Raw genomic sequence first — 13,500 nt, 5'->3', positions numbered from 1 at the left:
TATGTGCTTTACTTGAACATTGTGCTGATGTAATTCTTGAAAGACTGGATTTATTCCAATGAGCTGGATCGTCGCCAGATAAAGATATTTTCTTAACCTGGAGTCCCCTCGTTTGGAGACAACGATCTGGCCTTTCCTTTTCCCCGATGTGCTTTCGGCCAAATTTAGACCGGCTTTGCGTAGTAACTGACGTCCATGTGCGTACTGTCTGAGGTCACCTACACCTGCTAAGATAGCCGCAACGAAGATAGGACCCATGCCTTTTATGGAACGCATCTGAACGGCCATGGGGATCTCCTCTAGCAATACGTGAAGCTGCTTTTCAATGTCCGCTAACATCTCCGTAATTCGTTCAAACTCCGCGATTAAACGTGTCAAATCTAGCTTTGCTTCAGCTAAAGCTGTAATGTCTCCCACACTTCGCTTAGCTTGGGCAATGAGCTCAGCTGCCTTTTGTATGCCTGTTGTACCGCCTGCCCTCTACATGTGTTTTTTCCACGTTGCTATGATTTCTGGTAAAGTCTGATCTGTGAGATCCTGAGGTGTAGGTAAATTTATTTTTTCACTTTAATAATGTGTTTCCAATTAGGGGGAAGTTCATAGTCCTTAATATGCTCATAGTCTAAGACCTCCACCGTTCCTCTATTGTCGATTTTAAATGATATTTTATCCATCCCAACGTTGATATGTGGCCCTACATAAGGAGTTATAATTACAATTACATCAATGTGGAATCGAAATACCCCACCAACATGTTCACAGGATCAAGAAAAGGCGCATAAGTAGGTGATTCTGTAAGCTTCTCTTTGTAATATTGATTTATTTGTTCTTGTATTTTAGGGGCCAATAAAGTTAGGACAAGCCTCGTATTATTATTTATGTTTGAGCTTGCATTAGCCGGTTGTATTATCAGCAGTAAGACAAGAATTAATGTTACACAAGTCAGTATGCCTTTCCTTCGCAAAATGTGACCCCCTCGAATTTTCTGATATTCTCCCTACGCGTATTTTTACATTAACATTCCCAAAAATCTTAATAATAAGAAAATCTTTTATAATTAATAAACATAAGATGATTGTTCTGGGGGATATCAATTATAAACTTCACTAATTCTGTTGGGCCGCAATATTATTGTACTCCATCAACATTATGTTTGGCTGACTTATCTTGCTTTTACTATTTCGAGTCGAAGCAACTTTCAAGGTCAAATCCTTAAATGAAAAACGTGTAGTTATGCGGTACTATTATTGTATGTCGATGTCCTCCGACAAAAAGGCTCGCGAGTCATTAGACCTGCGAGCCGTGATATTATTACGTTGTCCCTCCGTAATCACAACAAGTGCAACAATACAGATTCTTTTTTTAATACAAAAATTTTCAAAATTTAAAATTAGGTTGATATCTGTTGATTACTTGCTCATTTGTGCCAGCATGATCATTAGAAGCTTTACAGCCTCTGCTCTTGTTGTTTTGGCTTCAGGGGCGAATACGTTCCCGTCTTTGCCTTCGACTATGCCCAATTTCTTGATGGTTGACACTGAACCCTTTGCCCATTCCGGAATCGCGTGGTCATCTACGAAGCCTGTTCCTGTTTGAGCAGCCGGCTCAATCGGTAAATGCAGTGCGTTAGCAATCATTACCGCTATCTCTGCGCGTGTCAGTTCCACATCAGGACGGAAGGTTCGATCTTCATAGCCTCTAACGATTCCTGCTTGTACAGCCTGCATAACTTCTTTTTGCGCCCATGATCCTATATTAACCTTATCTGCAAAAGTCAGTTCTATTTCTGTTTCCTGTGGATTTAACATTTTCATTAGCATAACCGTAAATTCCGCGCGGGTAACGGACTTTTCTGGTTTAAACGTCCCATTTGGATAACCGTTCACAATTCCGGCAATTACCGCTTGTTTAATGCTTGCTTCAGCCCAATGCCCAAAAATGTCCTCCAATATTACTGACGGCCTTGGTTTTTCCTGCTCATCTATCGCCTTCTGTTCATCCTCAGGTGTTTCTTTGTCCTCTATTGCTGCTTCAGAGGAACTCCAGCTGCTGGAACTGCTGCTGTTCGCAGTCCGATTCACTACAACTGTGTAAACTTTTACTGTGCCATCCTGTGCAGTCACTTCGACGGGGATTGGATTGCTACCCACAATAAGGTTAATTGGTCCGTAAACAGCGCCACTGACCGCCGAATTTCCATTAATTTGAAGAGATGCGCCAGTATCATATGTTTCCGCAGTAACTGTTATAACGTTCACATAATTTGGAACACTCACATTATAACTGACTACATCGGATGAAAAGGTTTTGTCCAGAGAACCGCTGGACAAATTAAGTCCGCTTAAATCTGCATTTGAGCTTAACGGAGTAACCTCTTCGGAAGAAGAAGATGCAATAGATATTCCTGCCGAATTCGTTGCAGTAACTGTGAAGGTATACTCAATTCCGTTAGTCAGTCCCTTCACCGTGATCGGACTGCCCGTCCCAACTGCAGACACTCCCTCGGGGCTCGATGTTACTGTATAGCTGTCAATTTCGCTATCCCAGTAGCCAGCTTGAGTTGTGAAGTTTACTATCGCTTGACTGTCGCCCGCTATAGCACTAACGTCTGTTGGGGCATCAGGGCTGCGTTGAAGCAAATTATCCAAGTATAAAATATTTGCTTTTCTTGCACCAGTCACTCCGGAAGCGAAACCAATGCTTAATTGGGCGCTTTGTGGATCATTTTTATCCGACAGACGAATAGCTAAGCCTTCCGGCTCCCTGAAAACAAGATCATTTCCTCCATAAATCAGCTGTCTATCAATAATAGCCCCCGTTTTTAAATCGACTGAAGTGATATATGTATTTCCTGTTGGTGAAACCGATCCCCCCGAGCCGTAAGCAGTGCCATCCAAAAGATACAAATACCTCCCATAGGATGCGAATCCTTGAAATGTACCTAATCCACTTGGTTGAGGCACGTCTGCCAACGGACTGAAACGATTTTGCTTGATTTCCTCCAGGTCATAAACTCCATATCGGAAAGAACCGTTTAAGCGATATCTCATTGTCAGCAGTCCATGAACAGGGTCGATATTGAGAGTGGTTCTATCTGCGCCTTCCACAAGGCTGAATTTTTCAATTTCTTGTGACTTTGAGTCAAGAACTTTTCCGTTCTCAAATGGAAATCTGGCGATTTTCGTTCCCCATCCGCTTGTACCCTCTGCAACAGAATCAATTTCAGTCCATAAAAATGTTTCCTCACCTACCGATTCCACGCCCATCTGAACGCCATGTCCAAAGCCTTTCAGATACATAAAGCCGGTCTTGTTTCCCTGCAAATCATACTGCGTTAATGCCAAATCGCCGTTCAAATCTCTGTTGGCTCCGGTAACTGCCGCAGTCTCGCCATCCAGTTGTAACGAGCCTTGCATCAGTTGAAGCGTATAGACTCGTTCGTTTGGATTATCGAACCCGATTGACTGCAGTACCGTGTTGTTTTGTGCATCTTTGTTAGTAAAAAGCTCCTTAGCTGTTTCTGAAAGATTAAACATGGAGTTCATGGGGCTTTGTTCTGCTTGGATTGCAGAGGGGGATAAAGTAAAAACGCTAATAATTGCAGCTACTGCTGCAGCTTTCAAAAAAGTCGTTCCGCTAATCACCCGGCGGATTGTCAGTATCATCGTATTAGCCATAATTTTCTTTGAAACCTCCATAATCTCATTTAATTGAATCCGCTTTCAAATTCCAAAAGTTTAAGCTTATACGACTGATTCCCTCCTTTCCAAAACTAGAGTTGATTTTGCCTATTCCTTTTTACATAGTAGCTCATATTTGCGCACAAATGTTTATTAAAGCGCAATATTGAGTAGAATCTAACACCAATATTCATTTATGTCAATATGATATTAATATTTAGTTCTTTTTTTGTTTATTAACTTGATGCTTTATCATTTTTCACTTGCGAATGTTCATTTGTGCTCATTTATAAAAAAGACCGTCAGGAAGCTTTCCTGACGGTCTTTTTTGGGTTTATATAAATCGTGTTATGTATATCGCAACCTGTTAACTTAATATAATTCATACAGTTCATTGTTTTTAGCTCGTTTAATTCATTAACTGGCCCTGAACTTTAGATCCGCAATTCAGCTTCTGCGTACAGCGCGGCGGTTCCGCTTATTTTCACGCGATCCCCGTCTAGTTGGCAGTATAGGGTGCCTCCTCGCTTGGACAGTTGGCGAACTACCAGCACATTCTTACCCAGCGACTTACCCAATACGGAATAAAGTTACAATGCGCAGATCCGCAAACGGGATCCTCATTAACGTTCAATTTTGGAAAGAAGCTTCTACCGGTGGCAATGCAATCCTATTTTGAATAAGAGAGGCGTTTCAACCGTTAGGCAATCATCCCTTCTAATTGAAGGGGATGATTGCGCTAAGTGACATTCTCTATTCTGAAATTTTATCAAAAGAAAAGCAGAATCATTAACCTTCGTCCCTAGTTGAGAGCTGCCTGAAAGGTTCTGATCCATAACCGTCTTCTCCAAAGACTTCGACCGGCAAATTGGATTTTGTTCCGCCAAAACATTTCCAAAGTTCCTCGAGCCACAGGAAGCATGTGTCCACAATCACATCATTGACCTCAAATGGCAGATGAAACGGGCTAAATAACGGAACCTCTGGCTCTGCACAGCCATCTTCCTCATAACGGACCTCGAACAGAGATCGATGTGCATCGATTGCTTTATTTAGAACATATAAGTCCGGGCCGTCCAAATGGATCATGATGCTGAATGTACCATCCTGTTCCTGATTCGGGTGGATGCCGATGTGAATGGCGCGTGTTTTTTCCGGTATAGCTTCGTCTAATGCTCGAAGAGTTTTCAGTGCCTGCTCGGAATGCGCCCGGAGAATGGCAAGCAATTCTCTTTGGTAGCTTCCTGCGTTTATTAATCCGTCCAACTTCAGCACTCCTATCTTTTGTTCTTTTTGTTGCCCAATTATATCCATAATAAAGTGGTAAAAGAATAAAAACAAGGGATTAAATAACTGTATTTTTTGTACCTAGAATCGAACTAACCTGCGTCGTTAGTTCAATAAAATAGAGGAGTCACATTGCTGTGTGCTCCTCCGTTATCATATGACAAGTATTAACTAGCCCAAGATTAATTCCGGAACACTCGCCACTTTATTTTGACAAAGAACTATCATTATACCACTTTCTAAGCTGAATAATATGAGCCTGATGATAGCGGTTATGGTCAGCCATATGCCATAACCCCCAGCGAATGGTCGATTGCTTTTCATTTTCATGACCAAAAGTGACAACTCTGTCTAGATCAGCATCTTTTAATTGTGTACAAGTTTCTTTCAACATTTTCAACACACCTTCGTAGTTAGACATCAGTGTGTTCAAAGTCATCCCTTTAACCATCGGAAGCTTATTATTCGCATCTATTATTGGTCCATATTGTTTTTTACAAGAATGAGGAAGTGGTTCTCCCTTTATTCTATAAACCCAGTTTAGATCAACAAACATAATATGTTTAATTAATTGAGCGGTACTATTAAAGTTATTATTTGGACCCTTATAATCTATTTCTTCTTGCGACATGCCATTAGTGATTAATTGTAATCGTTGGCTGTTTTCTTTCACAGTGGAATAGAGTATTCCTACAGTTGGCGACATATTTGAATCACCTTTTAAATCAAAAAGCATTCAAGCTCCTCCTTCCTCACTTTGTATCGGACTCAGATACTCACCTTGCGATAATATACTCCTTATCTTCGTTTCCTGTTATTAAAGCCGTTCTCCATGGTTGATTACAGATGAACTACGCGACGATAATGTAAGTATTCGGCACGTTCCTCCCACTCCAACTCTTCCTCATAGGGGTTACGATAATAAGTAGCAATAGGAAAATAGCCCCATGTGACACCTCTACCACCGCAGATAAGTGTACCACCGTCGCCGCCTTTGCTGCGCACGATTCCTTCAGGCGATATGGTCAGCTTGAAGTTTCAGATAAGATGTGCAAGCAATATCAATGACATAACGCAATAATATAACTCCCTTTAGATTGTCGTAATGGGGTAATCTATACTTATAACAGGAATACTGTCCTCAAAGTTCTATAACAAGCCGTCTTCCAGTTGCTCCAGCACACAGCTCCACCAATAGTTTTCGTCTGCCAGGCTGGCTGCGTCCTTCTCTTCAAATAAAGCTCGCATTCTGGCCAGCTCCGCTTTGCGGTCGAAGGCCGGCCGTTTCGGACGCTGCGGGACGATCTCGCCACGGCGGAAGGCTGCCAGACGTTCGCTCATTTCCTCCGCCGTCCATATCGTCGCTTGATCACCTTGGGAGTGACTTGCTATAAACGTTCGAACGCGTGATAAGAACAACAGAAACAGACGGATATCCGAGTTAACGAATCCTGATTGTCCGGATGCCGGGTGGAAGGAACATAGATGACCCGAGCCTTGAGCCAGCCCCAGAATGGCGCTTTCCGGCTCCCATTCGTATCCGATGGGCAGCAGCTTGCGTTTGCCAGCGTGCAGAAGTCCCATATCCGCGAACGATTGGAAGCGAACGCCCAAGACGGTATCCGCAGGCTCGATAAAAGGAAGCCCTTCCTTAAGCAAATATGCCTCTACCTCCGCAGGCAAATTGACGGATCTGAGGAGATCCGGATCATAGACGACAACTTGTTTCAAAGTTCAATTCCCTCCTCTTATTTCAACTCTATAATTATTATTTTAAATAAGCGCTGCAGCAAGTAATTACAATCATAACCTCCGTTCCTAATTAATAGAATGTTGAATAGGGTCAAAGACATCCACTCCCTTGATCCACATAATGAATACAGGTTATGATGAAACGGTTATTCCCAACTCCTCAACGTAATATCGATATGCTATTTCCGCAATGTGATCATAGTCTTCCCAGAAACTCTTATCGAGCTTATCAAGCCGTTCTGCCTCTTCCTCGGTGAGAAACTTTGGAATATCCCAGAGCTGAGTGAGGCGATTGTCTTCCGATAAATGCTCGATGCAGGCATATCCGGATTGGACGATTTCAAGCGCATGTAACGCCCCGATGGCTTGTAATGCCCGTACCACGTGGATATATGCCTCTTCCCCCCATTGCAAAAAAAACTGCACAAATCCACCGTTATACACATCGGCTTCCAGCAGCCATAGTGCGGCAATCTCTTGTTCATGCGTGGCCAAGGTGTTCCAGTCCGAAGCATTCTTTTGCTGTACAAAGGCCGCGGCATAATCGAACCAGATGTCATGGATATCGGACTTACTCAAATTGTACTCCCCCTTAAGATGAGAATTATAGTTTTATGTGCTTCTAACTGTTCTGTGTCTTGACCCCTTCCCATAGGCTAATTAATTGGACTAGCATATAAGGAAATAAATTTATTTTTAAGTCAGTACTATTAACATATACCACCTCGCTCTCAAAAGTAAATAATGCCATATTCTCAATAACGGAATTTTACGCACCTGTAAAACTGCAAAAAAAGCTTGCATGGAATAAGAAAAAACACGCCTTTCACCAAGATACGTTATTTTCAGACAGCTACCCTTTGTCGTAATATCATACTTTTCTTGTCATTTTTTTAGATTATCTTTTGGGGATAAATATGTTAACTTAGGCATGTATACGATAAGAAATTTTAATAACCTTGTGAGAGTATTATTCGCTAATAATTCAATTAGTGCCGCAAACGATTACCTATTTATAAAAAAGTGAGGAAGACATATGACTACACCTATTCGCATTGGTATTATTGGGTCCGGTGGCATCGCCCGTGCACACGTTGCCGCATACAAACAACTACCGGATGTTGAAATCGTTGCTGTAGCCGACATTGTTCCCGGCCGAGCCGAGCAATTTATCGCTCAGGAGGAGCTTGCTGGAGCCAAGGCCTTTGCTGATCACCGGCAGCTGCTTGAGCTTGAGCTTCACGGCGTCAGCATCTGTACTCCAAATCTCTCCCATTATCAAACAAGCGTTGATGCTCTAAATGCAGGAAAGCATGTGCTACTGGAAAAACCGATGTCTATCACATTGGATGAAGCTGTGCATATGGTTGAGACTTCGAAAGCTTCTGGTCACATGCTAAGTGTTGGCTTCCAGCCACGTTACGACCCAAACATGAAGCTGATTAATGAAATCATTCAAAGCGGCAAGCTTGGAAAAGTCTATTATGTAGAAACAGGTGGCGGTCGTCGCAGAGGAATGCCTGGCGGCACGTTTATCCGCAAGGAGCTGGCAGGAGCAGGCGCAATGGCTGACATCGGCTGCTATTCGCTGGATATGGCGCTGAATGCGCTTGGGTATCCGCGACCGCTAACCGTTTCGGCTTTTACCTCTAACCATTTTGGAACTAATCCGCTCTACCACGCTGAAGCTGCTCAATTTAATGTGGAGGATTTTGGCGTAGCGATGGTTCGTTTTGAAAATGACCTGGTGCTGCAATTCAAAATTTCATGGGCGATGCATATGGACTCCCTCGGCTCAACGATGTTCCTTGGTACTGATGCCGGTCTTAAAATCAATCCTTTTGGCACCGGCAACTGGTCCGGTGTTTGGGACGGGAAGGTCGGCGATATCACCATGTACCACGACCTGATGGGCGGTCAAACTGCTACTCCTGTCCCTCTGATTCATCATAATTTGAACTTATTCCATGAAAAGGTACGCGATTTCGTTGAAGCTGTCTGTGATGGACGTCCTGCACCGATTCCTGGCGAGCAAATTATGATTCAACAGGCCATTATCGACGGTGTGCTGCGATCAGCAGAGTCCCGCCGCGAGGTAACAATCGATCTGCCTTAACATAAAAGCGCTCCGGTTTGCTACTGCAAGCTGGAGCGCTTTTTGTGCCAAATACTGATACTTTTAAAAGATTGTATAAAACGAGTGACGTGGTTATAAGCTACGTGTTGTCAATTTACGATAGCTTTATCCATAAGTATGCGGTTTTTTAAAATAAAAACTCTATTCATTTCCTTACATCAAACAAACGCTTAAGAACAAAGAGTGCTTCTGTGGCACAATCTAGTGCTTGTTCTAAACTTACATCCTTCATTGTAAATCCCTTTATATCATGACCGCAGTATTTACAATATTGCTGACTAGCTTTGTTCGTTTTCCCACACTTGCAAAACCATTTGTCACCATAGTCTGACCCTAAATCTGGTATGCAATCGGAGCTTGTCAGCACCAGAATGATTTGATCCAACGTTGCTATCTCCGACTTTGTATAAGTTCGTTTTCTGCCATCTATCAATTGTAGGGCTGATTTTCGAACGCTTATGTTTTCAGAAGTCAACAACTCTATAACTTTAGAATAATCAAGTAATTTAGCATTCTTAATCAAATGAATAGCCGTTTCTCTCTTATGATCATCAGCAAGCTGCGCATATAGAAATTTTATGCTGGCCTTTGTGTCCAATGCAGAGAAGTAATTTTACACCTCTTCCATATCAATCGAATTTAGTGCACAATCGAATGCTTTTTCCATAACATCCGCAATCTTATTTTTTATTATAAACTCCCAATTATATTGAAGAGCTAATTCATCCTGTGCCAGATTTATACGATCGATTAATTGTTGTCGTTCTAATTCCAGCTCAAACAATTCTACTGTTACTTCCTGCATATTGGCATTTGTCTCAACAGATAATTCCTTTATATAAGCCGCAGTTCCGGAAGCCGTTACCATAAACATTTGCTTGCCCTTGCCCGATATTTCGTTATGGTCAATTTTCAGTCCCAGTATGACATTAGCGCCGCGTTTCATAGCTTCTACTTCTAATAAAGCAATAACCTCATCATAAATCATTTTCAATTGATTATGATAGGCTTCCGATCTTCCCCCAAAAACATCGCTAAAGCTGGCGGCCCAGTCTGCAAAAAATCCAGCTCCAGTTACGACGCGCGTTGAAACCAGCCCTTTATACTGATCAATCCTGTGTCCGTCAATTAAAGAAGTGGTTGTAATTAAAAGATTGGACATATCCATTCCCCCTGATCGCTAGTATTTAAAAGGTATAGATCGGCTTTTGTGTATTGATCCAAACTAAATCACCTTCCGGCAGCCATGTGAGCAATTTGCCTACTTCAGCAAAGTCAAAAGTTCTATCCTCACTATTATAAATCCATATCTGATTCTCCTCTAATTGGAAAGACGCCAGTTTTTGATCAGGTGACCAAAAGAATCTTGGAATCAAGATTATTCCTCATTGAATTGAACATTCCTCCCCATTTCAATGAACTGATTATCTTTTATTAAGGATGCAATAACAAGGCGAGCTAGTTACATATGCAACGGTGCTTGGGCATCAGTTAATAAAGCAAACTACAGATCGACAGATTCCACCCTAAACTCGATCCATTCAATCCCAGTGACCTTGGTATTAGTGGTCAATCCACGAAACTCCCACATCCCTTGTTCAGATATGTATGGGCCAGTAACCTCCCATTGATAAGCCATTTTGTGAGAAATAACTAATGCTGCGAAGACAGCATCAGCAATTTCGTCCTTATATAAAGGTGTACTAAAAACAATATCGAATAAAGAGGTGTCCTTCCAATAACGTTCACACGAAATTAGAGTAGCCTTCACGTCACATAATTCATTGATTTTTGCTAGCAGCTTATGTACTTTTTCCTCACTGTTCACTTTGAAAAAAGATTTCCAATGAATGTATTTGAGCATATTAAACCTCCGTTCCCCTTTAGTTTAATGCTTCTTGTGATAAAATACTATCTGAAACCAGATTTCCGAAAGTCGCCTGCAAATAACCATCATTTAAACATTACTTGAGGAATGGACGGCGGTCATACCAGTACCAATCGTAAATTAAAAAGCGCTCCAGTTTGCTACTGCAAGCTGAAGCGCTTTTATGTCTGCCTAATTTCCGTTAAATTTCATGCATCACGATAAATTTGCCATCATATTATTTTCTGACTGCTTCAAATGTAATGATTTGACTCGCATTTGATGGTTGTTCCTTATATTTATAATCAGCTGAACATGTGATGTCAGAAAAACCTATACTTTCTAAAACAAGTTTGAACTCTTCAATACCATACCAACGCATTGCAAATTTTTGCAATTCAGATTCAATCAACTTTCCTTTTCGCCACTTCTCATATTTTATATAGGATACAGTTATTTGGTTTAGCCAATCAATTTCAATTGACTTGCTTTCCATCGTAATCCCATCGCCACTTGGTAGAGAAAGTGTTGAAGTGGATATCGCCCCAGTTTTCCAACCATGAGGTAATACAAGGTCAACAATTAAACGCCCCCCTGAAACAAGATGCTTAAAAAAACATTTTAATGCGGCTAAAGAATCTTCTCGATTTTCAATCAAACAAAAAGAACCAGTAGGAATAATAATCGCCTCATAATTGGACGGCAAAGAAAATTCCTTTAAATTTTCTTCATACAATTTCGGATTATAGCCTCGTTCTTCGCAACGTTCTCGGCAAGAATTTAACATTTCAGGAGAATAATCAATTCCGTCAATTATATATCCTGCCTCAAGAAATGGGATAATAAATCGACCTGACCCAACTGCTGCTTCTAGAACTCGCCCTTTACAAGTTTTTAATCGTTCTAGGTAGTATTCAATATCACCGTCAATTGAATATCCCACTTGTTTGGTAAAATCATAAACCTCCGTACATAATGCACCATAATAACTAAACATTTTATTTCCTCCGATATTATGCGCGGAAAAAAATTCATTGAATTATAAACTTCCGCATCTCAATTTTAATAATTAAAACTTATGATTTCTTTTTAATTGGCACACAAATTTCCATTACTGCATTTTCTAGACCATGACAACGTTCATCGTAAAATTCAAATTCTATTTTTGTTTCATCAAAAACATAATCACTGTCTTGAAACCATTCTTCAAAAATGTATTTCCATGTTGCCTTTACCATTTCTGATAATGGGTCTGCATCGTATGTTGCAGCTGTTGTAATATTATCAACTGGCGGAGTTGTGAAAACTGCATATTGTGCTGCTGGAACATCAAATGTCATCATATCGGTCGTTACCTTTGAATAATCATCTACAATAACGCCGAACAAATATTTGACATTACTTTCGTCAGATGAAGATACGCAAATCCCAACCTCTCCATGTCTTGGTGGATTCAATTGTTCATACATTTTACTCTCTAAATTTTCACCAGTATAAGTATCCCAATATGCAGCAATATCTTTCATATACCCATTCGAGATATTCGTTTCGATTCCATAACCAGCAACCTTAAAAGCAGATTTTTTAGTAAAGGTAGGATTCATGTTAAATCCTTCAATCTTTATTATATTTTTGCTTGTACTCAAGCTATTGTTTCTAGCAATATATATAGTTGGACTGTATCCAAATTCTTTCCGAAATGCTTTTGAAAATCCACTTGCTGTTTTAAAACCATAATCAAAAGCAATGTCTATGATTTTTCTGTTTGATAGAAGTTCTCCTCTAGCTTGAATTAATCTTTTTTTGCGAACGAAATCCATAAGAGGTATTCCCTGCAACAAACTGAACACTCTGCAAAAGTGGAAAATAGAATAACCGACATGCTCTGCAATTTCATTTGCGGTAAGTTCTTTCTTGATATTCATTTCAATATATTTGATACTACGCTTAATGTCATCAGTATAATTCAATGTACCAACCTACCTTCTTCTGTGTGACGAATTCATTATAACAATTTGTAAAATGAGATGCTGTTCCGTTTTTGCTAAAATACTGTTTACATTTTTAGTTTCTTTAGATAATGATGAATTGCTCTAGTTCGTTCTATTAATAGAAATATCCGCTTTCATATCCAGCCACATTGAATATTACTGTATTCTTCCTCCGCTAACCCGCCCGTTAGCACAACGCGGCTGCCGATCCACACCGGCAGCCGCGTTTTTAGTTATTTTATTAAGCTATAGTACTCGTTCGTAATAAAGGAGAACACGCTATTTATTTATTGTTCCTTCTTTGATTAGCCTTTCTTTATCATTTAATGGGAAATCTCCAGGCTCCCAAGTCTCCAGATGTCCGTTTCCTCCAATAGTATCTTCATTAAATTGATAAATGGATGCGTATATTTTCTTTCCTGTTTTTTGTTTTTCTTTTAGCAAGTAGGTTGTAATATATATTTCTTTATAAGGTGCCAAATCAATACCTACGTTTGATGCAGGAAGATAGTTTTTTGTATCTTGCGTTCTTTCGCTAACTTTTTCCTCAATATGCCAACCAAATGACTTAAGGTATTCAAAATGTTTATCATGATTCTGCTCAGTTGTTTCTTTACTGCAACCAATCAAGAACACAAGACAAAAAAATGCAAGCACAACAAAAATTTTATTAATCGAAATCAACTCCCGTTATTTACCATTTAGATATGTGACGTAAAGATCCGCATGAAGGTTGCAGTGGTTTAACTATTCTGTCTCTTTGGCTTAACGAGGCTGCCGATGATA

General features: G+C 40.5%; 16 protein-coding genes and 1 pseudogene. 1 reads left to right on the top strand and 16 read right to left on the bottom strand.

Annotated elements, in window-relative coordinates; genetic code table 11:
* The 9 genes and pseudogenes from ACRRU2_RS08440 to ACRRU2_RS08400 all read right to left on the bottom strand — a co-directional run.
* Positions 1-288, bottom strand: a 288-nt coding sequence (locus tag ACRRU2_RS08440; protein WP_432500758.1) for an IS110 family transposase, incomplete at its 3' end; no start/stop codon positions are given.
* A 266-nt stretch (positions 289-554) separates the two neighbouring features.
* Complete coding sequence (locus ACRRU2_RS08435; protein ID WP_432500770.1) at positions 555-710, bottom strand: DUF3888 domain-containing protein; 156 nt, start codon at positions 708-710, stop codon at positions 555-557.
* An 8-nt stretch (positions 711-718) separates the two neighbouring features.
* Positions 719-847 carry a hypothetical protein gene (locus ACRRU2_RS08430; RefSeq protein WP_432500769.1) on the bottom strand — a complete coding sequence of 43 codons (129 nt, stop codon included), beginning with the start codon at positions 845-847 and terminating at the stop codon, positions 719-721.
* 562 nt (positions 848-1,409) lie between these two features.
* The gene (locus ACRRU2_RS08425; protein WP_432500757.1) at positions 1,410-3,677 is read right to left on the bottom strand and encodes an S-layer homology domain-containing protein; all 2,268 of its coding nucleotides are present in this window, start codon (positions 3,675-3,677) and stop codon (positions 1,410-1,412) included.
* Positions 3,678-4,114: 437 nt separating this feature from the next.
* Positions 4,115-4,332, bottom strand: a pseudogene (locus tag ACRRU2_RS08420) (PhzF family phenazine biosynthesis protein); the annotation flags it as partial.
* A gap of 137 nt (positions 4,333-4,469) precedes the next feature.
* The gene (locus tag ACRRU2_RS08415) at positions 4,470-4,946 is read right to left on the bottom strand and encodes a DUF6389 family protein (RefSeq protein WP_432500756.1); all 477 of its coding nucleotides are present in this window, start codon (positions 4,944-4,946) and stop codon (positions 4,470-4,472) included.
* 226 nt (positions 4,947-5,172) lie between these two features.
* Complete coding sequence (locus ACRRU2_RS08410; protein ID WP_432500755.1) at positions 5,173-5,703, bottom strand: DinB family protein; 531 nt, start codon at positions 5,701-5,703, stop codon at positions 5,173-5,175.
* Positions 5,704-6,116: 413 nt separating this feature from the next.
* Positions 6,117-6,698: an SUKH-4 family immunity protein gene (locus tag ACRRU2_RS08405; protein ID WP_331702292.1), complete on the bottom strand. Its 582-nt coding sequence runs from the start codon at positions 6,696-6,698 to the stop codon at positions 6,117-6,119.
* Positions 6,699-6,851: 153 nt separating this feature from the next.
* Complete coding sequence (locus ACRRU2_RS08400; protein ID WP_432500754.1) at positions 6,852-7,298, bottom strand: DMP19 family protein; 447 nt, start codon at positions 7,296-7,298, stop codon at positions 6,852-6,854.
* Between the two features lie 457 nt (positions 7,299-7,755).
* Here ACRRU2_RS08400 and ACRRU2_RS08395 point away from each other — a divergent pair, with 457 nt between their 5' ends.
* The gene (locus ACRRU2_RS08395; protein WP_331702288.1) at positions 7,756-8,835 is read left to right on the top strand and encodes a Gfo/Idh/MocA family protein; all 1,080 of its coding nucleotides are present in this window, start codon (positions 7,756-7,758) and stop codon (positions 8,833-8,835) included.
* Between the two features lie 166 nt (positions 8,836-9,001).
* On the opposite strand, the gene ACRRU2_RS08390 is transcribed toward ACRRU2_RS08395, so the two are convergent.
* The 7 genes from ACRRU2_RS08390 to ACRRU2_RS08360 form a co-directional block, all read right to left on the bottom strand.
* Positions 9,002-9,241 (bottom strand): hypothetical protein, encoded by a 240-nt coding sequence (locus ACRRU2_RS08390; RefSeq protein WP_432500752.1) that lies wholly within the window; start codon positions 9,239-9,241, stop codon positions 9,002-9,004.
* A 228-nt stretch (positions 9,242-9,469) separates the two neighbouring features.
* Positions 9,470-10,018, bottom strand: a complete 549-nt coding sequence (locus ACRRU2_RS08385) for a YbjQ family protein (protein WP_432500750.1) — start codon at positions 10,016-10,018, stop codon at positions 9,470-9,472.
* Positions 10,019-10,043: 25 nt separating this feature from the next.
* Entirely contained in the window at positions 10,044-10,232 is a 189-nt protein-coding gene (locus tag ACRRU2_RS08380) for a hypothetical protein (RefSeq protein WP_432500749.1), read from the bottom strand.
* 128 nt (positions 10,233-10,360) lie between these two features.
* Entirely contained in the window at positions 10,361-10,720 is a 360-nt protein-coding gene (locus tag ACRRU2_RS08375; RefSeq protein ID WP_432500748.1) for a hypothetical protein, read from the bottom strand.
* A 241-nt stretch (positions 10,721-10,961) separates the two neighbouring features.
* Positions 10,962-11,720 (bottom strand): class I SAM-dependent methyltransferase, encoded by a 759-nt coding sequence (locus tag ACRRU2_RS08370; RefSeq protein ID WP_432500746.1) that lies wholly within the window; start codon positions 11,718-11,720, stop codon positions 10,962-10,964.
* A gap of 79 nt (positions 11,721-11,799) precedes the next feature.
* Complete coding sequence (locus ACRRU2_RS08365; RefSeq protein ID WP_432500744.1) at positions 11,800-12,693, bottom strand: AraC family transcriptional regulator; 894 nt, start codon at positions 12,691-12,693, stop codon at positions 11,800-11,802.
* Between the two features lie 300 nt (positions 12,694-12,993).
* Positions 12,994-13,398, bottom strand: a complete 405-nt coding sequence (locus ACRRU2_RS08360) for a hypothetical protein (protein WP_432500743.1) — start codon at positions 13,396-13,398, stop codon at positions 12,994-12,996.
* Positions 13,399-13,500: the final 102 nt, after the last annotated feature.

This window comes from Paenibacillus sp. GXUN7292 (assembly GCF_050864975.1).
Classification (GTDB): Bacteria; Bacillota; Bacilli; order Paenibacillales; family Paenibacillaceae; genus Pristimantibacillus.
This window is presented reverse-complemented; position numbering and strand designations above follow the sequence as displayed.